Annotated in this window: 16 protein-coding genes; 3 read left to right on the top strand and 13 right to left on the bottom strand. The window is 63.4% G+C overall.

Features of this window, described 5'->3' with window-relative positions; genetic code table 11:
• Positions 1-91 precede the first annotated feature (91 nt).
• The 5 genes from Q0C23_RS07620 to lexA form a co-directional block, all read right to left on the bottom strand.
• A complete protein-coding gene (locus Q0C23_RS07620; protein WP_291511768.1) occupies positions 92-1,930 on the bottom strand; it encodes an EAL domain-containing protein in 1,839 nt (612 codons plus the stop codon).
• Positions 1,927-4,926, bottom strand: a complete 3,000-nt coding sequence (locus Q0C23_RS07615) for an ATP-binding protein (protein ID WP_291511767.1) — start codon at positions 4,924-4,926, stop codon at positions 1,927-1,929. The genes Q0C23_RS07620 and Q0C23_RS07615 overlap by 4 nt, the downstream gene beginning before the upstream one ends.
• A 163-nt stretch (positions 4,927-5,089) precedes the next feature.
• Entirely contained in the window at positions 5,090-9,535 is a 4,446-nt protein-coding gene (locus tag Q0C23_RS07610; protein ID WP_291511766.1) for an error-prone DNA polymerase, read from the bottom strand.
• A 15-nt stretch (positions 9,536-9,550) separates the two neighbouring features.
• On the bottom strand, positions 9,551-10,216 hold the full coding sequence (imuA, locus tag Q0C23_RS07605) for a translesion DNA synthesis-associated protein ImuA (protein ID WP_291511765.1): 666 nt from the start codon (positions 10,214-10,216) through the stop codon (positions 9,551-9,553).
• Positions 10,213-10,821 carry a transcriptional repressor LexA gene (lexA, locus tag Q0C23_RS07600; RefSeq protein ID WP_291511764.1) on the bottom strand — a complete coding sequence of 203 codons (609 nt, stop codon included), beginning with the start codon at positions 10,819-10,821 and terminating at the stop codon, positions 10,213-10,215. The genes imuA and lexA overlap by 4 nt, the downstream gene beginning before the upstream one ends.
• Before the next feature lie 190 nt (positions 10,822-11,011).
• Between lexA and Q0C23_RS07595 the strand changes: the two genes are divergently transcribed.
• Positions 11,012-11,458, top strand: a complete 447-nt coding sequence (locus Q0C23_RS07595; protein WP_291511763.1) for a host attachment protein — start codon at positions 11,012-11,014, stop codon at positions 11,456-11,458.
• Positions 11,459-11,477: 19 nt separating this feature from the next.
• On the opposite strand, the gene Q0C23_RS07590 is transcribed toward Q0C23_RS07595, so the two are convergent.
• A complete protein-coding gene (locus Q0C23_RS07590) occupies positions 11,478-12,098 on the bottom strand; it encodes a trimeric intracellular cation channel family protein (RefSeq protein ID WP_291511762.1) in 621 nt (206 codons plus the stop codon).
• Between the two features lie 185 nt (positions 12,099-12,283).
• Between Q0C23_RS07590 and merA the strand changes: the two genes are divergently transcribed.
• On the top strand, positions 12,284-13,900 hold the full coding sequence (gene merA, locus Q0C23_RS07585; protein WP_291511761.1) for a mercury(II) reductase: 1,617 nt from the start codon (positions 12,284-12,286) through the stop codon (positions 13,898-13,900).
• 7 nt (positions 13,901-13,907) lie between these two features.
• Positions 13,908-14,360: a MerR family transcriptional regulator gene (locus tag Q0C23_RS07580; protein WP_291511760.1), complete on the top strand. Its 453-nt coding sequence runs from the start codon at positions 13,908-13,910 to the stop codon at positions 14,358-14,360.
• A gap of 4 nt (positions 14,361-14,364) precedes the next feature.
• Here Q0C23_RS07580 and Q0C23_RS07575 read toward each other — a convergent pair whose 3' ends face one another.
• The 7 genes from Q0C23_RS07575 to pstS all read right to left on the bottom strand — a co-directional run bounded on the left by Q0C23_RS07575 (position 14,365) and on the right by pstS (position 23,446).
• Complete coding sequence (locus Q0C23_RS07575) at positions 14,365-16,746, bottom strand: sucrose synthase (RefSeq protein WP_291511759.1); 2,382 nt, start codon at positions 16,744-16,746, stop codon at positions 14,365-14,367.
• Positions 16,739-18,886, bottom strand: a complete 2,148-nt coding sequence (locus tag Q0C23_RS07570) for an HAD-IIB family hydrolase (protein WP_291511758.1) — start codon at positions 18,884-18,886, stop codon at positions 16,739-16,741. Before Q0C23_RS07570 ends, Q0C23_RS07575 begins: the two co-directional genes overlap by 8 nt.
• A gap of 20 nt (positions 18,887-18,906) precedes the next feature.
• Entirely contained in the window at positions 18,907-19,845 is a 939-nt protein-coding gene (locus Q0C23_RS07565) for a PfkB family carbohydrate kinase (protein ID WP_291511757.1), read from the bottom strand.
• Positions 19,842-20,393 (bottom strand): mechanosensitive ion channel family protein, encoded by a 552-nt coding sequence (locus Q0C23_RS07560; protein ID WP_291511756.1) that lies wholly within the window; start codon positions 20,391-20,393, stop codon positions 19,842-19,844. Before Q0C23_RS07560 ends, Q0C23_RS07565 begins: the two co-directional genes overlap by 4 nt.
• Before the next feature lie 114 nt (positions 20,394-20,507).
• Complete coding sequence (pstA, locus tag Q0C23_RS07555; RefSeq protein ID WP_291511755.1) at positions 20,508-21,350, bottom strand: phosphate ABC transporter permease PstA; 843 nt, start codon at positions 21,348-21,350, stop codon at positions 20,508-20,510.
• The gene (pstC, locus tag Q0C23_RS07550; RefSeq protein ID WP_291511754.1) at positions 21,347-22,303 is read right to left on the bottom strand and encodes a phosphate ABC transporter permease subunit PstC; all 957 of its coding nucleotides are present in this window, start codon (positions 22,301-22,303) and stop codon (positions 21,347-21,349) included. The genes pstA and pstC overlap by 4 nt, the downstream gene beginning before the upstream one ends.
• A gap of 120 nt (positions 22,304-22,423) precedes the next feature.
• Positions 22,424-23,446 carry a phosphate ABC transporter substrate-binding protein PstS gene (gene pstS, locus Q0C23_RS07545; protein WP_291511753.1) on the bottom strand — a complete coding sequence of 341 codons (1,023 nt, stop codon included), beginning with the start codon at positions 23,444-23,446 and terminating at the stop codon, positions 22,424-22,426.
• Between the last annotated feature and the right edge of the window lie 71 nt (positions 23,447-23,517).

Raw genomic sequence — 23,517 nt, 5'->3', positions numbered from 1 at the left:
TTTGTGTAAACAGCGGATAAAAATTCTGTAAAATCTTTATAAATGATACCGTGGTCTTCGATAACTCTCCCCCGTGAAGCATCTTGGAGCATCAGGACCTATGATCAAATGCCTTGAGCCACAGCAAAAGATCCGGCTCCATCAATGGGCGCGAAAAGTAATATCCCTGAGCAATGGCGCAGGACAGATCCCGCAGGAGATCGAGATCGCCCACCGTCTCGACCCCCTCGGCAACGCTGACGAATTTCAGGTCTCTGGCCAGCTGGAGGATATTGGAAAGCAAGGCGGCCTGCCTACGGTCGCGTGCTGCGCCATCGACAAAGGATCGGTCGATCTTGAGGGTGTTGATAGGAAGGTTCTGTAGATAGGACAGAGACGAATATCCTGTACCGAAATCGTCCAAGGCAACGCCGATGGCGTTTTCACGCAGCTTCTCCAGTTGCGTCACCAGCCAGTCGAAGTCCGTCAGTAGACTCGATTCGGTGATCTCCAGCTCGATGAGCCCGCGCGGGATATGGTACAGCGCCCGTCGGGTCTCGATGGCATTTACCAGGCTCATACCCCGGGCACGCATGAGTTCAAACTGGCGCGCCGAAACGTTGAAGGCTATGGGGAGGTTCCAGGATCCACGCTGCAATCGTTGGGAAAGAAAGGAGAATACCCGGTCCATGACCAGCATTCCCAGGATCTCGATGGCGCCGGTATCCTCGGCGATGGGGATGAATTCCCCGGGACTGATAGTCCCCAGAGAGGGATGATGCCAACGCAGCAAAGCCTCACAGCCAACGACACGATGGCCAGAAATATCGACCTTGGGCTGGTAGGCCAGCTGGAATTGCTCGGGCTGTGTCTGCAGCGCTTCCTGCATGGCCCTCTCGATACGGTGCCGTCTGGCAAAACTTTCCGCCAGGCGCGCGTCGTAGAGCAGTGCCCGGTTGCCCAGTCGGTGCGCAGAGGCCAGCGCGAGTCCAGCAGCGCGCAAAGCCGCATGGCGCTGATCGACAAGATCGACATCCTTGCTGGCGGGGCTCGCCAGGGCATAGCCGCCGCGCCCGTGCAGAACCACGTGGGATCCGTGGAAGGGCAAGGGCGCAAAAACCGTGTCGAGAATGCGTTCGACTTCCGACTTGAGATCCTCCCGTGCCGGAAAAACTGCCAGGAAGGTCTGGCCACGCCATACCCCGCAGATGCCCCCCAGGTCCTGCATCAACGCTGCCAGACGCGTACCTGCCTCCCGCAACAGATAGTCTACGGATTGTGCGCCCTCCAGCAGCATCAACTGATCGGCGTCGCTCAATTCGACCAGCAGAAAAACGAGATCTCCCTTCGTCTCTTGCGCGAGCTCCTCGAGTCCCTGACAAAGACCGTGGCGGTTGAGCAGTCCGGTGATACTGTCGTGGCTGGCCAGGTAGGCGATATCGTGCTCGCGCTCTGCCAGCGCCTGCTGTTGGGCCGAGATGGTCTGTCCGTAGGCATCGAGCCGCTGCCGCGCCTGACGATGGAGCAGGCGGGTCTGCAGGGCATTGCGGATGCGCTTGAGGACCTCGTCGAAGTCGAAGGGCTTGAGGATAAAATCCAAGGCGCCAGCGTCCAATGCGGCGGCACGGGTCTCGGGGTCGGTCTGCGCCGTCAGGATGATGCAAGGCAGGTAGTCGCCATCGGCCACCTGCGAGCGCAGCCGCGCCATGACCTCGAGACCATCCAACTCCGGCATGCGCATATCCAGCAAAAGGAGGTCGTAGGGCTGGGCGAGCCAGCGGCGCACGGCCATTTCCGGCGAGGCTTCCAGGTCTACCGAGCGATAGCCCGTCTCCCGCAGCAGTTCGGCCAGTACCGTGAGATTGGCGGGATTATCGTCCACCACGAGAATGCGTGCGGCGGCCAGCTCTTCGGGGAGCGCGCTCGCGTCCTGGCGGTCAAGAACCTTCATGGCAGGTCCGAAGTCATTCGTGCGAAATCCTTCGTAGCCAGTTGCAGCCGATCGAAGACCGCATGAATCTGCGCCAGATCGATGGGTTTGGTGAGATATCCCTGAAAAAGGCCGCTCTGCTCCGCCTGCTGACGCGCGGGCAAGGTGGCGTCCGCCGAGAGCGCCAGGATGGGAATGGCCGCCGTTTCCGACCACTTCTTCAGACGCGCCGCCACCTGCTGTCCAGAAATACCGGGCAGATTCAGGTCCATGAGGATGAGATCGGGCTGGTGCAGCAGGGCAAGCTCGAGGCCGCTCTCGCCATCCCTGGCCTGCAGCAAGCGCAGATCATCGCGTTCCGCAACGATTTCCTCCATGAGTGCCGCATTGGCGGGATTGTCCTCCACATACAGAATCAGGCGACGGCGCTGGTCGGGCCCGGCACTTCGGGCAGCGGCATCCGAGGGAGAGGAGGTCGTCGCATCTCTCGGCGCAGGCACGGACTCCAGCTCTGGCGCCGGCAAATATACGAAAAAGGTCGTACCCTCGCCTTCGCGACTTTCAAAATGGATCTCACCCCCCATCCGCTCTACCAGCTCCTTGGTGATCATCAGACCGATGCCGGTCCCCTCGATAGGACCGGTTTCCTGACCAAGACGTTCAAAAGGACGAAAAAGTCGATGCTGCTTGTCTGCGGGGATACCGATCCCCGTATCGCTGATGGCCACACCGCGAAGCGCCGGCCGATCCGCTGTCGCTGGCACGGTCGGCAAGGCCCATATCCGCACTCGCCCCTCGGCACGATTGTACTTGATGGCGTTGCTCAACAGATTCAGCAAGATCTGACGGGACCGGGTGAGGTCGACGCGCACTGGTATTGCCGTATCTCCCAAAGCATCCACGATCTGTACCTCGCGTCCACGGGCGAGATCCGCCACCATTTCGCTGGTTTCTCGTATCAGTGTAGTCAGATTCAGGACCTCGGGCGAGAAGGTAAGCTCGCCCGCCTCGATCCTGGCCAGGTCCAGCACATCGTTGATGAGGCTGAGCAGGTGCTGGCCCGCATCGCGTATGTGTTCCACAAAACCTTGCTGACGCTCCGACAGGGGCTCGCGGCGCGAGGCGGCCAAGAGCTGCGCAAAGCCAAGAATGGAATTCAGGGGAGTGCGCAGCTCGTGGGACATGGACGACAGAAACTGCGATTTGGCCTGATTGGCGCGCTCCGCCTGATCCTTACTCTCCAGAAGACGCTGTTCATACTGCCGCTGTGCCTCGCGCTGGCGCAAAGTTACGATCATGATGGCGTAGGTACTGAAGAAGGGTTCCAGAAGGTGCAGCAAGGACTCGTCGATACCTTGCTCGCGGTTCGCCAAGCCCACGACGCCCACCAGTTCCTCCCCCTGAAAAAGCGGAACGCCCAGATAGTTGCGCAACTCCGGATGCCCCGGCGGCGTCCCGCCGCGGCGCTGCTCCTGGCGCATGTCGGGCACGATCACCGGGGCGCGGCTGCGCATGACGGCACCGATGAGATTGTCGGGATTGCAGAAGAGCAAGTCCCCGGCCAGCACCTGCGCATAGAGGGCATCGGACTCGGGACTCCAGGACAGATTGGTGATGGCGTGAATCTTCAGACAGGGTTCCGGCTTGACCCCGAACAGCACCTCCCCCAGAAATCCATAGTCGGCACCAGTCACGGTGAGGAGCTGGCTGAGCATCTGATCCCAGACCAAGCGCGAATCCACCTCGCGCAGGAAAGACTGTACCGCTTCATTGAGACCCGCCAGCAGTTTTTCCTGACTCTCCTTGAGCTGCCGCGCTTCCACCTCGGCCGTGACGTCCTGCGTGATCCCCACCAGAGCCACAGCCTGGCCCCGGTCATCGTAGACCAGGTCACCGCGTGCTCGCAGCCAGGTTGCCGGCGCTCCCTCCGATCGGACCAGAGGATAATCGAAACGAAAGCCGACGCCATCGCGCAGGGATTGCTGCAAGGCGCGGTCGATGGCGGCGTGATAGGCAGGATCGATGCCTTGACGCAGCTGCCCTTGATGAATCTGCCGCGTGTTCGGTGGGAGACCAAAAAGACGAGCGAAGCCCTCGCTTATGGTCATGTCACCGCTGGCGATATCCAGAGACCAGGCACCCTGCCGCGTAAACCTTTCGCCACGCCGCTGAATATCCTGAAGGCGCTCGAGGTCCGCATTCAAGGCGTCGATTTCCGTCATGTCCTGGATGACCACGACAAAACCGATGCGGTCGCCGAACGGTTCCAGGAGTGGTGCCATGGTGGTCAACAGGTGCCAGAGACGCCCTCCAAGCGGCAACACGAGCTTTTCTCGGGCAGGCTGCCCGGTACTGCGGATATTGGCCTGCAAAGCGGTGTAGGTGCGCAGCACCTGGGGGGGGAGCACGGCATGCAGATATTCCCCGGCCAGTGCTTCGGGAGATTTTCCCAACAGACGGGCAAAGGCTTTGTTGATCAGGATGAATCGCTGGTCATCGTCGATGGCGGCGATGAGGCTTGGAGTACTGTCCATGACCGTCCGCAGCAGCGCCCGCTCCCGCACGAGTTCATCCTCGCGCGCGCGTAATTGCGCCAGCAGCCGCTCGGCATCCAGCCGGGCCTGCAGGGTCGCCGCGAACTCCAGCGCATAATCCTGCAAAAGCGCGAGTGCATCCTCCGGCCAGAGGCGGGCGCGGGTCTCAACGAGACACAGAACACCCACCGTGGCATCGCCATCCACGGCGATCCGCGCCGCAGCAAAGGCCCCAATCTCCGCACGATCAGTGCGCTCGCCGTCGGCTACAGCGCCGGTATCCGGCACGGACCACAGCGGCTGCGAATGCGCCATGCCCTGGCGGCACAGGTCCTCCAAGGCCTCGCGGGCAAGAGCTGCGGCACCATCGGTCAATACCAGCTGGAAACGATCGGCACTGCCCAGGGCCAGCACCACCTCGGCGACCCCGAGACTCTTGCGCACCATCATCACACCGCGTCGCAGTATTTCTTCAGATGCCATGCACGCTTTTTGTAGAGCCTGCGCCGTTGGGGACGGAGGGTGGGTGTCCGCACACGTGGCGGCGGTCATGAAGTCTTCTCCTGGAGCTAGATTTCTTCGGATACTTAGTCGATTTTGGCGCGGTTGCCCGGCACCCCCCCGTGCGCCACAGGATCGCCGCAGATCAACAGAAATCCCGGGACCGGGTAGCCAGTTCCCCTAGCCACTGGCTGTAATCCGTAAGACTCTGAGCGATGAGGTGACAGACCCGCCCGTCCCTCTCTAGCTTGCCACGCACCCCCAGGAGCCGGCCCTGGAGGATGGCCCGACGCCAGGGCTCCACCCGACTGGGCCAGACGATGACGTTGATCCGGCCGCTTTCGTCCTCCAAGGTCAGGAAGACCGTTCCGTGGGCGGTGGCTGGGCGCTGACGATGGGTAACCAGGCCGGCGACGCCCTTGCCTCCCCCCGCCGGCGCCCGCAGCAGTTCGGCAATGGGCCGATAGCCTTCCGCCTGCAGGCGTTGCCGCAGGAAATGCAGCGGATGAGGACCGAGGCTCAAACCCAACTGAGCGTAGTCGATGCGACAGCGCGCCGCCGCCGGCGTCGCCGCAAGGGGGACTTCGGGTTCCGCCGCCGGCGCCAGGGGCAAGGCGGTGGCTTCCCGCACGGCCGCCACCTGCCAGAGACTCTGGCGTCGATCCTGACCTTCGTCTTCCCAGGCCCCAGCACGGGCGAGCCGCTCCACCTCGGCGCGGGGGCAGCCCAGCTCCCGCACCAGCGCCACGGGATCCAGAGAACCGCCCTGCTCACGCCAGGCGACGATCCTATCGGCCACCGCCTGTGGCAAGCCACGCAGTTGATGGAAACCGAGACGCAGAGAGCCGCCACGGGCGCGGCTTTCCCAGACACTGTGGCGGATAGACAGAGGCAAAACCTGCACCCCCCGTTCCCGCGCCTCAGCCACGATCTGGGCCGGAGCATAGAAACCCATGGGCTGACTGTTCAGCAGCGCCGCGCAGAAAACAGCCGGATGATGGCACTTGATCCAGGCCGAGGCATAGACCAACAAGGCGAAACTCGCCGCGTGGGACTCGGGAAAGCCGTACTCGGCAAAACCCTGGATCTGTTGGCAGAGTTGCCGTGCAAAGGCTTCGTCGTAACCCCGCGCCTGCAATCCCGCCCGCAGGCGGTCCTGATAAGGGCCGAGATTGCCGTGCCGACGCCAAGCCGCCATGGCACGGCGCAGGCCGTCGGCGGCGTCGGCATCGAAACCCGCTGCCTCCATGGCAATCTGCATCACCTGTTCCTGAAAGATGGGTACCCCCAGGGTCCGCTCCAGGACCTTGCGCACTTCCGGGCCGGGATAATGCACCGCTTCGACGCCTTCACGCCGGCGCAGGTACGGGTGGACCATACCCCCCTGGATAGGCCCCGGGCGGATGATGGCCACCTCGATAACCAGATCGTAAAAGCAACGCGGCTTGAGGCGAGGCAGCATGCTCATCTGAGCCCGCGACTCCACCTGAAAGACCCCCAGACTCTCGCCCCGCTGGAGCATGGCATAGACCGCTGGATCCTCCGGCGGAATGCCTTCAAGCCCGAGACCCAGATCGTCCAGCGCCCGGCGCAGCACGCTCAGCATGCCCAGCGCGAGGAGATCCACCTTCAGGATACCCAAGAGGTCAAGGTCGTTCTTGTCCCACTGGATGACGGTCCTGCCCGCCATCCGGGCGGGCTCGATGGGCACCAAAGCGTCCAGAGCCTCGGCGCTCAGCACCATCCCGCCCACGTGCTGGGAGAGATGGCGGGGCAGACCCACCAGGGCGTTGGCCACCAGCAGCAGGCGCCGCACCGCCGGACTTTCGGGATCGAAACCCGCCTCCTGCAGCCGTTCCGGCCTTATCCGACGACCATCCCACCAAGCCAGATCGCGGCCGAGGGCATCCTGCTCCGCCGCGCTGAAACCCAGGGCCCGGGCCGCGTCGCGCAGGGCGCTGCGGGGGCGGTAGTGGCGGATGCTGGCGGTAAGGGCGGCGTGACGGCGACCGTAGCGGGCGAAGACGAATTGGATGACCTCCTCCCGGCGCTCGTGCTCGAAATCCACGTCGATATCCGGCGGCTCCCCCCGCTCGCGCGAGAGAAAGCGGGAAAAAAGGAGATTACTCCGGGCAGGGTCCACCTCCGTGATGCCCAGGGCGTAGCAGAGCACCGAGTTTGCCGCCGAACCCCGCCCCTGGCAGAGAATGCCGCGGCTTTTGGCAAAGTGGACGATCTCGTGCACCGTCAGGAAATACTGGCCATAGTCCAGCTCGTGGACGATACGCAGCTCCTCTTCCAGCTGCCGCGCCACCTTCTCCGGCACGCCGTCGAGATAGCGGCGGGCAAGCCCCGCGCGGGCAAGAGCCTTCAGGTACTCTTCAGGATTTTGCCCCGGCGGACAACTCCCGGGCGGGTAGCGATACTGCAGACGATCCAAGGAGAAATCGCAGGAAGCCGCCACCGCCAGGGTTTCGACCAGCAGGTCCCGGGGATAGATGGCGGCGAGCTGGGCTCGGGAACGCAGGTGCGCCTCGCCGTTGGCCGCAAGTGCAAAACCCAGTTCGCTGAGCGGGCGTCCCCGGCGGATGGCGGTGAGCACGTCCAGCAGAAAACGCTCGCGCCGGCGCGCCATGGTGACTGCCCCGCAGGCCAAGCCGCGGATTCCTGTCCGCGCCGTCCAATGGCGCAACCGTGCCAGACGCTGGGAATGATCGCCTTGATAGCGCAGGACAAGGCCAAGGCGCAGACGTTCCGTCCCCCAATACCCGGAAAGCTCTCTCAAGGTCTCAGGCGGCTCTTCGGCCCGCTCCCAGTCCGGCAGAAAGATGGCCAGCAGCCCCGGGCAAGGCGGAAGATCCCCCCACTCCAGACGATATTCGCCTTTGTCTGCCCGTCCCCGGGCCAGGGTGATGAGGCGCGCCAAGGCCGCATAACCCGAAACATCCTGTACCAGCAGCACGAGCTCCTGACCGTCCACCAGGCGAAAGCGGCTTCCCAGGATGAGTTTCAGCCCTTTCTCTCGGGCCGCCACGTGGGCGCGGGGGGCGCTGATGAGACTGCAGTCCTCGGTGATGGCAAGGCCGGCGTAGCCCAGTTTGACGGCGCGTTCGATAAGATCTTCCACCGCCGCCGTGGCCTGAAGGAAACTCAGGTGGCTCTGTGCGCACAGTTCGACGTAGGGAGGTTCGGTTTCAGGCGAAGTAACCATGGATAAAGACTCCTCCGTGACGACGATCGCGAAAGACCCAGCAGCGCGCGCCATCGCGACGACGCCACAGGAAATAGTCGCGATCCACGTCGGCACCGTCCCACCAGCCGCCCTGGATCCGCTCGATTTCGCTGTGGGGATGGACATCCCTCTCTTCCAGAGGCTGCGCTTTGGGCAGGAGCCACAGAGGACGCCGCCGCGGACCTGCCCACGGCCGTGGGGGAGAATCCGATAGGCCCGTTCGGGCCGATGATCGGGCCAGGGGCTCAAGGTCTGCACCGCCTCTGGTCCAAGGCGGGCTTGCCACTGCTCCACGAGCTGCTCCTGGCGCTCGGCCAGATCCTCTCGCCAGAAATCCTGCTGCCGCCCACCCCAGGGACGGCTATCCAGCGCTTCGAGGACGATGGTCTCGGCGGCAAAGGTCCAGTGGTGACGCTCCAGGCGTCTTTGCCAGAGCTCCAGGAAAAGTTCCCGATCGCTGAGTACTTCCCGACTTTCCAGACAGTCTTCGAAAAACGCCTCCCGAGCCTGCAGACGGAGCCGCCAACGGCGGGCTCCGAGGCCCGCCCGTGCCAGCATATCCTGGAGCTCGCGAAAGAGACGGGCCAAAGGAAAACGCAAGGCTGGCCAGTCCTCTACCGGCCGCACCAGGCGGAGCTCGCGCCGCGGCGTTTCCGGAAAGGCAAAATAGGGACGTGGATCGGGATGCGCGCCCGCCACGATCTTCAGGAACTCGCCCCAGTGGGGGCCAAAGCGCTGGGCCCGCGCCGCATCGTCCAAGGCAGCCAGGTCCCCCAGACTGTGCAAGCCCAGACTCTGCCAAAGCTCCCGCACCCGCTCCTCGGCGGGTAGCAGGCGTAAAGGCAGATTCGGCCAGACTTCCGCCCAACGTCTGGGGACGGCCGCCCGACCACTGGCCTCCGCCGTGCTCAGAGCCATGAGAGCGGCCCCCGTGGCCGTGGGTGCGGCTCCCCAGCGCCAGCGCGGCCCGCCTTCGGCCCGCTCCCGCAAGGCCTGAAGAAAGGCCCTGCGGTCGGCACGCCAGCGAGGGTTGCTGCCCACCTCCACCGCCAGAATCGTCGCCCAAGGCTCGATCATGGCTACCTGAGGTCCCCAGCCGTAAAGCCAATGGGCCCAGTCCCGCAGAAACTCGCGACGACGCTGCGATCGCTCCGGCCGCAGGCGCAGGTCCGGACAAAGAGCTCTGGCCTTGGCGAGGCTCATGTCGAGCTCCAGACCCCGGCGCAGAGCCAGGGGACCGCGCTGACGGATGCGACGCCGACCATCCGCCAGCACCACCGGGCCTACTCCCTCTTCATCCCGCTCCCAGAGGCCGGCATCCAGCTCTGGAAAATAGAGGGCCACGTAATAGGAGGGCACGGCCGTCACCGTCCATCAGCCGATGGCCAAAGGCAGCTGTTCCCCTTCCGACAGGGGAACGACTCCACGACCAGGCATCCCACCTCGCCTTTTCTGCACGGCTACCGCCACTCCCCGAGGGTCGGGCCGCAACTCTAGACGTAGTGCTGCCCACCCCGAAGCCGACGGCTGCGCTTCGTGAAAGAAGAAAAACGCCGCCGTATCCCCTTCCTGTGCCGCCAGCTGCAGACGCCGCCAGGCCGTGGTATCCAAGGGTGGAGGCCAGGCCAGCACGGCGCTGCAGGTACCGGAACGTAGCGCACTCTCCAGGGCCCAGAGGCGATCCTGACGCTGCCGTGGGTGGAGGCATAGCATACGCTCCAGGCGCAGGCCGGCGGCAGCCAGGGCCGGAGGATAAGGAAGGTAGGGTGGCGTCACCCAGAGAATCCAACGTTTCTGCTGCTGACTCAGGGTAGCCAGCAAGGGTAGCAGCAGGCGCAGTTCGCCGATGCCCGGGGTGCTGCTGTGGATTTCGGTGATGCCTCCTCGCGGCCAGCCTCCCAGCAATCGGTCCAGTTCCTCCCGGCCCGTTTTCAGGGTGGCCGCATCGCCACCCGTCGCCCTGCCTTCTCCCGGACTTTGCAGGCCTCGCCAAAGGTGGCGCGGATGCTCTCGGAGCAGGGATTCCAATGCCGGCTTCATAGTTTTCCTCCTCGCCGTATCAAACCCACCACCACCCCCTCCACACTCAGGGCCTGACGCCCGAGATCCACTTCGATGGGGGCAAAATCCGGATTCTCCGGCAGCAGCCAGAGCCGTTCCCCTTCCTGTTGCCAACGTTTGACCGTCACCTCATCGTCCAGGCGCACCACGGCAATCTGCCCGTTGTGCACCTCTAGACAACGCTGGACTGCCAGGAGATCGCCGTCGAGGATGCCCGCATCCCGCATACTCATCCCCTGCACCCGCAGGAGAAAATCGGCTTCGGGAAAAAGTCGGTCGGCCGTTGGCAGATAAGATTCCAGATTTTCTTCCGACAGGATGGGCTGACCGGCCGCCACCCGTCCCACCAGCGGCAGACCCTCCTGCTGCACCGTCTCCGTGAGGCGGATGCCGCGCGCCCTGCCCCGCTGCAACTGCAGATAGCCCTTGCGCTCCAGGGTGCGCAGATGGGATTCGGCAGCGTTGGGAGACTGAAAGGCAAAGGCCTGCATCAACTCCGCCCGGGTTGGTGGCACGTCGTTTTCCTGCACATAGCGGTGCAGCCATTGCAGAATCTCTGCCTGTCTTCTGCTCAGTTTTTCCACGCTGCTCACCTCCCCATCGAATACTGTAAATTTATACAGTTTTATGCACAAAGGCAAGACCGGCCGCGCTATGAGAAATAAGCGGTCTCTCGGGCTATGGCCCCGGCAAAAGGGATCGTCCGGTCCTATACTGGAAGGGTGAAGTATCCCCACCAACAGCCGATAGGGCCACACAGCGAAGGAGCATTCCATGACCAGAACCTGGGTACTCGTCAGCAACGGCAGCCACGCCAAGTTCTTTCTCCACTCCGGCTGCGGCAAAGGGCTACAAGCCTTGACCGAGCGGCATCACGACAGCAGTCGCCTGAAGGGGACGGAGCTCGTAAGCGACGCTCCCGGACGCGTACAGCAGAGCTTTGCCCACGGCGCAAGACCAGCACTGGACGGAAAGAGCTCGCCCAAGGACCAGGAGCTCCAGCAATTTGCTCGCGAGCTTGCCCAGACCCTGAGAGAGGGGCGAGTCCAGACGGATTACGACGACTTTGTTCTGGTGGCTCCGCCCGCCTTTCTCGGCCTGCTGCGCGAGGCCTTGGACGAACCCACGGCCAAGCTGCAGCGGGCCAGCATCAACAAGGACTACATCCAGGCGGATCTGGCAGAGCTGAGCGCACACCTGGGCAGAGTACTCTGCGTCTGAAGCCAGCAAGGAGAGACCTTCAGCGGGCTCGCGGCAAGCTCCAGTGCCGGTACAGCGCCATGGTGCGCAGGAAAAAGGTCAGAGCCGCACCCGCCAGGGTGCTTTCCAGCGGCGGCAGGTGCAGAGCGTCCCCCGCCAGGACCAGCACACAGCCCAAGGCCGCCGCCGAGGCGTAGATCTCGGCCCGCAACACGACGGGTACCTGCCCGCTCAGAACATCGCGGACCATGCCGCCACCGATCCCACTGATGACGCCCAGCACTGCGGCCATGAAGGGACTGAGGCCAAAGGCCAAGGCTTTCTGTGTGCCGGTCGCGGCGAACACCCCAAGCCCGGCCGCATCGAAGAGCAGCACCGGATGCTGCAGACGGTCGAAGAGGCGATGAAAGAAAAATACAAAGACGCCAGCAAATACCGCCAGGGCAACACTGTGCCAATCGGTGATGGATTCCGGCGGAATAGCGCCGATGAGCAGGTCGCGAACGATCCCGCCAAAGACGGCCGTTACCACCGCCAGGACGATGATCCCGAAGATATCCAGCTGACTGCGCACTCCGCGCATCGCCCCACTCACGGCAAAGACGAAGATACCGATGAGGTTGATGGCGTGCAGCAGTAGCAGAGGGGCGTCCGTGTGCATGGTTGTCCGCAGGAAAACGTGGATTTTATGGAAGTCTCCCAGCCCACCGCAAGGGCAGAGATGCCTGGCTTGATTCCGTACTCGGATACGGGGTCTAGAATACGGCAAGTTTGGGATCGACCTTACCAGCCCAAGATCCCGAACCCGATCCAGTCCTGCAAAACCATCGACAGGAGCAGCAACGCATGTCCCAGAGTCTTGACCTCGGCATCACCGGCATGACCTGCGAGCATTGTGCTCGCACGGTGGAAAAGGCTCTGTGCGCGGTCCCGGGCGTGCTATCGGCACAGGTATCCTGGCCGGAGCGCAAAGCCCACATCCGGGCCAGCGAGGACCTTGATCCGGCTGCCCTCGGCCGCGCCGTCACGGCCGCCGGGTACGGCATCGGCGGCGAGGGTAGCCCGGCGGGCGCACGGCACTTCGCCGTCATCGGCTCGGGCTCCGCCGCTTTTGCTGCCGCACTGCGCCTAGTGGAGGGTGGTGCCCGGGTCACCATGATCGAAGCCGCTACCCTGGGCGGTACCTGCGTCAACGTCGGCTGCGTGCCTTCGAAAATCTTCATCCGCGCGGCCCAGATCGCCCACTTCCAGCAGGATCACCCGGTGGCAGGTCTGGAGCGTCACCGCCCACAGATCGACCGCCAGGCCATGCAGGCGCAGCAGCAGGCTCGTGTGGAGGAACTGCGCGAAGCCAAATACAGTCACGTCCTCGAAATCCACCCAGCCGTGGAGTTGCGCCACGGCCACGCCCGTCTGCTGGACTCCAAAAGCCTGGAGATCGAGGGCAGCGACGGGCAGCGCGAGACCCTCCGTGTCGATGGCATACTCATTGCCACTGGGTCCCGTGCTCAGATTCCGCCCATCGCTGGCCTTGACCAGACCCCCTATTGGACCTCTACCGAGGCGCTGGCGGCCACCCAGATTCCCCGGCGTCTTGTGGTCATCGGGGCTTCCATCGTCGCTCTCGAACTGGCCCAGGCCTTTGCCCGCCTGGGCAGCCGCGTCACCATCCTGGCCCGCAGCACCCTGCTGTCGCAGCTGGATCCGGAAATCGGCGCCGAGCTCAAGAAGGTGCTGGAGGACGAGGGTCTGGATATCCGCTTGCATAGCCAACCGGACGCGGTCCGCTACGCCGAGGGCGTGTTCCACATCCGTCTGGGCGATACGGACCTGGTCAGCGATGCTCTGCTGGTGGCCACCGGTCGGCGCGCCAACACCGACGACCTGGGTCTGGAAAGGCTCGGAGTGGACTGCGACGCCCGCGGTGCCATTCGCGTCGACAGCGGGCTGCGCACCAATATCGCCGGCGTCTTTGCGGCGGGCGACTGCAGCACCTTGCCGCAGTACGTCTATGTCGCTGCAGCCGCCGGCACCCGGGCGGCCATCAACATGTTGGGCGGCGAAGCGCAGCTGGATCTCGGGGTGCTACCCGCGGTGGTCTTTACCGACCCTCAGGTGGCCACCGTCGGTCTGGATGCGAGGGCGGCCGGTGCCGCCGGCCACAAGGTGAAAGTCCGCCGTCTGGATCTGGATCAGGTGCCCCGGGCGCTGGCGAACTTCGATACCCGCGGCTTCATCAAGATGGTGGCAGACGCCGACACGGATCGCCTCCTGGGCGTGCAGGTATTGGCCGCCGAGGGCGGTGAGCTCATTCAGACCGCTGCCGTCGCCCTGCGGGCGGGATGGCGGGTCGCGGATCTTGCCGGAATGCTCTTCCCCTACCTGACCATGGTGGAAGGTCTGAAACTCTGCGCCCAGACCTTCACCAAGGACGTTTCGGAACTCTCCTGTTGCGCCGGATGACCATCCCATGAACCGAAAAAATCCACCAACCGCAAGGCCTCGCAGTGCCGCGGCGGTTTTGAGTATCGGCCAGGTTGCCAAGAATGCCGGGGTACACGTGGAGACCATCCGTTTCTACGAACGCGAGGGTCTCATCGCCCAGCCTCCCAAGCCGAGCATGGGCATCCGCCGCTATCCCCAGGACACCGTGCATCGCATCCGCTTCATCAAGCACGCCCAAGCCCTTGGCTTCAGCTTGCAGGAGTGTCGAGAGCTGCTGGAATTGCGGGGTGACGATCCGCAGGCTTGCGCGCTCATGCGCCATCACGCTCAAGAAAAGCTCAGCGCCATCCGCGCCAAACTGCAAGCCCTGTCGCAGATGGAAGGCGTCCTGACCGAACTTCTGGAGGCCTGCCAGCAGGGCAGGATTGGCAAAGACAATCCCTGCCCCATCCTGAAGGCGCTCGACGCCGAAGACTGATTCCCTAGTCCAATGGGACCGCGTGGGCCAGAGGCCGCCACTGAAGGTGCCGGAACATCTGTAGGTAGCGCTCCATCACCTGACTGTCACGATCCAGCACGAAGCGCCAGAAGCCAAAGATCCGGGCAATGGTCATGAGACGCTCGGCGTAGCGTTCCCAGGTGTAGCGCTCGGCTACCCGCGCCAAGGCCGCGTCGGAAATCTCCGTCCAATACTTCGGGCGCTCACGGGCGGCCTCCAGAAAGTCCGCCAGACGCTGGGCGGTGGCCTCGTGATCGTTGGGATCGATGTGAAAACCCGAAACCCCGTCCTCGATGATCTCCAAAGGTCCACCGAAACGGGTGGCAAACACCGGTAATCCCGAACTCATGGCCTCGATCACCGTGAGGCCGAAGGCCTCGAAGAGCGCAGGCTGGACAAAGACTCCGCGGCTATCGGCCACCACCCGATAGAGCTCCCCGGCGACGGTCTTGTCCAAAAGCGCACCGACCCAGCGCAGCTGCCCGTCCAGCTGGTAGTGGTCCATGATCTCGTGCATCCTCCGGATCTCCTCGCGCTCCTCGGCATCGCGCGAGTTCTGCACATCCACGTGGCCGCCGATGATGACCAGGTTGGCCAGGTCGCGCAGCCGCGCTGAGCGCCCGTAGAGTTCGGCCAAACCACTCAGATTCTTGATGCGATCCATGCGCGCCATGCTGAGGAGCAGAGGCCTGTTGTGATCCTCCAGCACACCGCGCCGATCCGATCCCGGCTCGTGGCCATAGAGAAGGGCCTTGATCTCTCCGTCAAGGAAGCTCGGGCGCTCCTCGCTGCGGGTATAGGAAAAATAGAAACGCGGGTCCGCCCCGGGGGAGACGATATTGAACTTACTGTCGAAGACGTCGATACCGTTTTCCACCCGATACAGCCCCGGCAAGGTGTAGTCCTGATGCCCCTCGTACTGGCCGATCTCGCGGTCGTTGCCGGCAATCTCCTGATAGGTACTGGTGACGATGATGTCGGCAGCATTCATGGCGATGAGATCCGCTGTGAATTGACAAGCAAAATGATGATCCTGCTCGTGGTCGCGCCAGTGCAGGTCGCTGTAGAGGTATTTGCTCTTCTCCAGCGCATGGGCAATGTTGCACTGGGTCACCCCGAGGCGTTCGCTGAGCAGGGTGGCCACCAGATTGCCATCGGAATAGTTGCCGATGATGAGGTCCGGACGGCTGCCCAGCTCTGCCAACACCTCCCGCTCCAGATCCAGGGCGTAGCGTTCCAGCCAAGGCCAGATCTTGAAGCGGGAGATCCAGTGGGGGTGGATACGGCCATCGGCATAGCGAAAGGGCACCCGTAGAATCTGCACATTTTCCGACCCGACCACCGGTTCCAGCCTTTGGTCACAGGTGGTGCCATCGGCCTCGGGGATGAGGCGCGTGGCAATGAGAATGCGGGGCTCCACATCAACACCCTGCTGGCGCAGCCGCTGGCGCATCTCCTGTTCCAGAGCCCGAGCCTGATCCAGGATATACACCACCTGTCCACCCGTGTCCGGTCGACCCAGCACCTTGTCCTGGGCAAACCAGCCGTGGATGGAGACGATGAGAATCCGGGAAATCATGGGAATGCGATCCAGGAAGGATTCCAGGGCCGAAGGCGAGGGACTGTCCAGGAGGTCCATGAGCAGACGCATGGTCTCGCGCACCCGCCCAGCCGTATCTCCCCACCCCGGAGCAAAACCGCGGCGACGCATGTCTTCGCGTATCTCCGCCCAGGGTGTTTCCCGCGGCAGGGTCGCCAGGTGCTGCACGGTCTGCCGCAGACTGTCGAAATCGGTATTGCCGTTGCTGAGCATGAGATTCTGCCCGTCCAGACGGTGCAGGCTCAGGAACTCCAGAATCTGACTGCGACCGGCCGCCAGATCGCTGAAGATCCGCCCCGCCAGTCGGCGGTTGAGGTGCGTCAGACCATCACCGATGGTGCTCTCGTCGCGCAGGCGGCGGCTTACGGGCCGAAAATCTCGGAAATCCACCGTCAGTACCGCCTCATCCTCGCTGCCGTGGCCAACGATGCCCTCTTTGGCCTGCAGGTAGGCGGCGGTGCTCAGCTCTTCCAACGCCAGCTGCTCGCGGTGGATGCGCAGATAGATCCAGCGGCCAGGGCGCGGGCGCCAGGCAAAGACCATCCATGGGTCGCGAAAGATGACCTCCTGGGTGTGTGCGATGAAATCCTCCAGCGGGCCCATACAATCCGCGTACTCACTCGGAAGCTGTGTGCGGAACTCGGCGCAGGCCCGCTGCAGGTCCGTGTAGAGCCAGGATTCGCGCTGGCCCGCCACCAGGTGGCGGAGAAAGGCATAGAGAGAGCGGGGTTCTTCCAGAAGCTGCTGGCGTAGGGCTTCAATCATCTTTGGCTCCGGCAAAATGATAGTGATGGATGCCTTCCAGGATTCCTCCGGCACAGGCAGCCTTGGCAAAATAGACTTCCGCGTGTCCGCGAAGTTCTTCCAGCTCCGGTGTGTGGTTGCCCACCACGACGCTGCGCAGCCCCCCTCCGAGCATATCCAGATCGTTGCCGGAGTCGCCCGCCGTCAGTACGCAGTCCAGGGGAAGGCCCCAGCGAAAGCAGAGAAAACGGATGGCATGCCCCTTGGAAGCACGACTGGGAAGGATATCGAGATAACGCTGGTGGGAGACGATGGCTCGAGCCGCGATGCCCTTCTCGCGCAGGGCCTTGAGCAGGGCCGGCACGGAGGGCGGTCGCTGTGGCTCGAAATAGTAGCTCACCTTGAATTCCGATTGCGCCGCCTTCTCCTGCAGCCGCAGATCCCCATGGCTGCGCAGGACCTCCAGAACGCCCTCGCGCCACCAGCGATGGCGCAGGTGCTCCGCCCAGGCCTGATCCTCGTGCAGACGCTGACGATAGGTAATCCGGGTCCCGACATCGGTGATGAAGATCTCCGGATTGGGCACCTCGTGTTCTGCCAGAACCGCCAAGGTCTGCTCCAGATTGCGTCCCGTTGCCACGGCCAGGGCGACCTGCGGTCGCGCCCTCAGCCAGGCGATCAGCCGCTGCAGCTGCGCGTCATCGCCCACCAGGGTGTTGTCGATATCGCACACCAATAGGTGATCTGCCCTCGGCAGAAAGCTGGGATTCTGCTCCAGGACCATGCGCCGTCGCCGCCGGGACTTGCGTTCCCGATGGCGGATGCGCTCGACCCGGCGCAGATAGGCGCGGGCGTGAGCGTCCCAGCTGTAGACCCGGGTCACCGCACGCAGCCCGGCGCGACTCGCCTGCTGCCAGCGCCGACCATCCGTCAGCAGGGTCTCCAGGGCGCGAGCGATGTCCGTGGGTTCCATGGGATCCACCAGTATGCCGTTACGGCAATTGCGCAAGATATCCTGGGGCCCGCCATTGCGGGTAGCCACCACCGGCAAGCCAGAGGCCGCGGCCTCCAGGAGCGTGAGGCCAAAGGGCTCGGTGAGGGCAGGATTGACGAAGACTCCGCGATATTGACTGGCAAAACGATAGTACTCGGGGATATCGTCCTGATGGTGGCTCTTGGGAATGGCGACACTGCCATACAGGTCGTGATCGTCGATGCCCTGGAGGATGTCCGTGACCACCTCACGGGCACCCGGCTCCAGCGCGTCCAGGCGCTCTCGCTGCCCCATCACCAGTACCAGATTACTCTGCTCACGCAGCAGCGCGGAACCGGCATAAGCCGTCAGGAGGCGCTGCAGATTCTTGCGCCCGTCGGGACGGGCAATGGCCAGGATCGGTGGCTTGCGTGGGTGCTGCAAAAAGCGACGCAGTTGCGCCAGCAGGGGCGAGGGGCGGCGCCGGTCCGAAGGTGGCGCAAAGCGCGCGAGATCAACGCCCGGTGGCAGGATCTCGAATTGCGCCCGTGCCCGATTCTCATAAAGACCGTACTGACGCTCCACCTCCTGGCGAGTACTGGCAAAGATGAGGGAAGACTCGGCCAGAATCTCCTCTTCGGCGGCTATGCGCCGGGCAAATCGATAGCGGCGGTCAATGCTGCTCGCCTTTTCTCCCGCAGCCAGCAGACGCTCCCGTTTGTCCCGACCCAGGGAGTGGCCTGTGTGGATGAGCGGCACCCCCAGCAGCTGCGCCAAACGTACCCCGACAAAACCGGCATCGGCATAGTGACTGTGCAACCAGTCCGGCACCTCGCCCGTCTCACGCAGCCACTGCAGCGTGCGATCCACCAGCGCCGGGAGATGATCCCAGAGCTGCTCCTTGGGCAGATAGCGGTCGCGCGGTCCAAAGTAAAGGCGGACGATGCGCACCCCGTCGCCCAGATCCTCCACAGGCTCGTCGTGGATGGCAGGCAGGCGCGGGTCCGCGAAACGGCGGGTCAGCAGATCGACACGGCGTATCCGCGGATCACGGGCCAGCGCGCGCATCTCTTCCAGGACGTAGGTGATCTGGCCTCCCGTATCGGCATCGGCGCCCAGTTCCGGCTCGGCACAGACCCGCCCATGCAGACTCAACATCAAGACATAATAGCCTTCCCGCTCGCCCATGCCTCTGCCTCCTCGCCGTCTCAGCCGCCCCGGGCTGCTTCCCCCACTTCCGCGATGAACTCGCGGTAGAAGTCGTGTGGATCTTCCGGCAGCGCACCGTCCAGAGCACAGACCCTGGCTGCCAAGCCGTTGGCCAGTCGCAGAGCCTGTGCCACCGTGGCCCCGCACCTGCGGGCATGCAACCAGGCAGCGCTGAAAGCGTCGCCGGCACCGACGGTATCCACCACCGCCGTTGCCGGCGCCAAAGCGCGGGTCAGGGACACTCCGTCCCAGTGCAGCGCACCATCGGGGCCACAGGTCACGATGATCTCGCCGACATCAAAGTGTTGTCTCAACGTCGCCAGTATGTGCTCCACCGCACCATCCCCCAGCGCAAACTCGCGCTGCAGGATGCGCAATTCCTCGTCGTTGCATTTCAGGACCAAGGCGCCCTGCAGCAGCTTCGCCAAAAAAGGCGCCTGCCAGCAGCCATCGCGCAGATTGATATCGACAAAGCGCCCCTGTGCCCGCGTGGCGAGGAAATGCCAGGTAGCACGGCTGAGCCCCTCCTCACGCAGGGCAAGGCTGCCGTGATAGAGCAGAAAGGACGATTCAGCCGCCTTTGCCTGTAGTGCCTCGTCCGTGGCGATGGCGTCGTAGGCCTGATGGGGCAGGATCTCGAAGCGGTGCATACCGGTTCCCAGCCGATGCACCAGCACCCGACCGGTCGGCAGGGTGTCGTCTTCCTGCAGCCAGGCCTCGGCACCTGGCCACCGCTGCAACTGCGCGCGGATCTGTGCAGCGGGTCCGTCCCGGCCGACACGGCTGATGAAGTACGCCGTCTGGCCCAAAGCCCAGAGGTGGCTCGCAACATTGAAAGGTGCGCCGCCCAGGCGCTGGAAATCGCCAAAGTCGTCTACCAGACACTCGCCCAGTACCCAGATTGCCTCATTCCCGTCCGCCGCCGGGGTCTCGCTCACGCCTTGTCCTCCAGCGCCTCGCGACGCACCACCCGCTGAAAGAACAGATTGTTGGGGATCACGACCACACGACCATCTTCCTGGCGCAGTTCCGTGAACATGAGGTTTTCCTCTACCACCTCGCCGCACAGTCCTTCGGGAAAGATTTCGACCCGCTGCCCCATCTGCAGCGGCCGCCAGAACCAGATGAAGAAACGTGCGGTGACATTGCTGATCATGGTCCAGACAGCCAGCAGACCGACGCCGATGACCGCCAGCATACTGACAAAAGTGGTCCAGATGGCAGAAACGTCCAGACCCCACAGGCGCAGCAGTATCACGCCCAGCAACAGCCACAGGAACCAGCCCGTCACCCGCCGCAGGATGGCGACATAGGCGCGCGACACCCGCCGCCGCCGCTCCATCAGGGTCAGAAGCTTGCCAAAGACTCCGTGGAGAAAGCGCGACAGCAAGACGCCCAGGACGAGCAGAATGGCGCTGTAGGCCAGATGTGCCAGAACCCACTGGCTATCCATGGGCAAGGCGTACCAAAGTGATGACAAAACCACCTCCCAATCCACATACAGTCCGCCGCAGCGGACATCCTCAGGTCCATCCGCGCCGCTGTCGGCAGATCACTTCACTTTACCTATATACTATAACACAAATTAATGGTAAGCGGCTCAGCTGCGCTGGGAGCGATACAGGACGTAGCGCGCGGCAAGACTCAGCAAGAGGATGAAGATCACCGTCACCAGCGCACCCGCCCAGGCCAGCGCCTGCAAATCGGCATAGGGGCTCATGGCGAACTGGTAGATGGCCACCGGCAGGCTGGCAATGGGTTTGCCGAGATCCGTGGACCAGAACTGATTGTTGAGCACCGTAAAGATCAAGGGCGCCGTCTCGCCGCTGATTCGCGCCAGCGCCAGCAGGATGCCGGTCAGGATGCCCGCGCCTGCCGCCCGATAGGTCACCCGCAGAATCATTGTCCAGTAGGGGGCACCCAAAGCAAGGGCGGCCTCGCGCAGGCTACCGGGCACGAGCCGCAGCATTTCATCGGTGGTGCGCAACACCACGGGGACGAAGATGATCGCCAGGGCAACGGCACCAGCCCAACCCGAGTAGTGCCCCATCGGGTAGACCACGACGCTGTAGGCGAAGAGGCCGATGACGATGGAGGGTGCGCTGAGCAGAATATCGTTGAAAAAACGTACCACCCCGCCGATGCGCCTACCCTGGGAGAACTCCGCCAGAAAGGTTCCGGCGAGAATGCCCAAAGGCGTGCCCGCCAGCACGGCAAGCCCCACCAACAGCAGACTGCCGACAAAAGCATTGCGCAGGCCACCGGGGTTCCCGGGCGCCGGAGTATCCATCCGGAACAGCTGAAGATTCAAGGCGGAAAATCCAAAGCGCAGGGTAGTCCAGGTGATCCACAGCAGAACCACAAGGCCGATGACCGTCACCAGCATGGCCATGCCGAAGTGAAAGAAATTCCAGAAACGACGCCGGGCATAGAGCGCATTCATAGGCCGGCCTTTCCTTGCGCCGTTTCAAGGCGCCAGAGCAAGAGACGAGCGAGGATCAGGATGACGAGCGTCATGACGAAGAGTATGAAACCCAGGGCCAGCAGCGAGGACTGGTACAGCGGCGAAGAGGCCTCGGCAAACTCGTTGGCCAGAAGTGCCGCGATGGAATTCCCGGGCTTCAGCAGGGAGCTGCTCAATTGGTGGGCATTACCGATGACGAAGGTCACCGCCATGGTCTCCCCCAGGGCCCGCCCCAGGCCCAGAAAGATGCCGCCAAGAACGGCGCTGCGGGTGTAGGCCAGAACCACGTGGCGTTGTACCTCCCAAGGCGTAGCACCCAGGGCATAGGCCGATTCCTTGAGCATGGGTGGCACCACCGCAAAGACATCGCGCATGATGGACGCGATGAAGGGCAGGACCATGATGGCCAGAATCAGGCCCGCCGTGAGCATGCCGATACCCATGGGCGGACCGCGAAAGAGGACACCGAGATAAGGCAGTGTGCCGATGTGGGCCGAGATCCAAGGCTCCGCCTTGGCGAAGAGGGGCGCGAACACAAACAGACCCCACATCCCGTAGATGATGCTGGGGATGGCGGCCAACAACTCGATGGCGCTGCCCACCGGCCGTCCCAGCCAGGCCGGTGCCAGGCTGGTCACGAAGAGAGCGACACCGTAGGCCAGCGGCACGGCGATGAGCAGGGCGATGGCCGAGCTGATGAGCGTACCGGCGATGGGGATCCAGCCGCCGAAAAGGTCACGGACCGGATCCCAGGTCCCGGTCCAGAGAAAGGACCAGCCAAAATGCTGAAAGGCTGGCAGGGACCGCCATAAGAGCGCGACGGCAACGCCAAAGAGCACGAGCAGGACGAACAGGGCGGCAAAGCCTGCAAGACTGCGAAAAAAGATATCCCCGACACTCGGACGGGGAGATCCGGAGCTGGACGCGAGCATGGGTGCGACTCCATCACGAAAGCGGGCCGCGCCGGTAAGCCGGTCGCCGGCCCAGACAGAGATCCGGCGGCTCGCGCGAAGGTCTGCCGCCGGATGCATGGTGGGGAGAAAGCGCCGCCCTTACAGGCCCAGCTTGCTCTTCCAGTAGCCCTCGATCTGCTTCACGGTGCTGCTGGGCAGTGGCACATAGGCCAGCTGCTCGGCTTCCTGCTGTGCCTTGGGGGAGGTAAGGGACCAGCGGAAGAACTTCACGACGCCCTCGTTGGTCGCCTTGGGAGCGTCGTCCCGCAGCATGACCCAGGTGGTCGCCGTGATAGGCCAGCTCTGCGCGCCCTTCTGATCCGTCAGGATCAGGTAGAAGTCTTCGGCCTTGCCGTAGTTGGCATTGGCAGCCGCCGCCTGGAAAGTCTTCATGTCCGGCATCACCACCTTGCCGGCCGCGTTGATCATGCGGGTGTAGGCCAGCTTGTTCTCCACCGCGTAGGCCTGTTCCACGTAACCGATGGAACCGACGATTTTCTGCACGAAGGAGGCGACACCCTGATTACCCTTGCCACCCGTACCCACCGGCCAGGAAATGGCGGTATCGGCACCCACTTTCTGCTTCCACTCCGGGCTCACCTTGGACAGGTAGTCGGCAAAATTGAAGGTCGTACCGGAGCCGTCGGAGCGATGCACCACGGTGATGTCCAGGTCCGGCAGCTTCATCTGCTTGTTGAGGGCGACGATGGCCGGATCGTTCCACTTGGTGATCTTACCAAGATAGATGTCCGCCAGAACCTTGCCGTCCAGCACCATCTGACCAGGCTCGACGCCGGGCAGGTTGACGATGGGGGCGATGCCGATGATGATGGCCGGGAACTGGATCAGGTGATCCTTGCGCAGTTCCTCACTGGTCAGAGGCTTGTCCGTGGCACCGAAGGCCACCTGTCCAGCCTTGATGTCCTTGATGCCCTGGCCCGACCCGCCACCGCCGTAGTTGATCTCGACCCCGGTATTCTCCTTGTAGGTGGCGGCCCACTTGGTCAGCACCGGCTGGATCGCCGTACTGCCGGACCCGGAAAAACTTTCCGCCGCCTGCACCGCTCCCGCCATACCCAGGGAAAGCAGACTCACGCTCAGAGCAACTACTTTGATATTCATAATGTTACGCCCTCTCTATCGATTATCTATGGAAGTACAGCGAGGAAAGCATAGCAGGCGAATATGACAGT

The organism is Acidithiobacillus sp. (assembly GCF_023256195.1).
Taxonomy (GTDB): Bacteria; Pseudomonadota; Gammaproteobacteria; order Acidithiobacillales; family Acidithiobacillaceae; genus Acidithiobacillus_A.
This window is presented reverse-complemented; position numbering and strand designations above follow the sequence as displayed.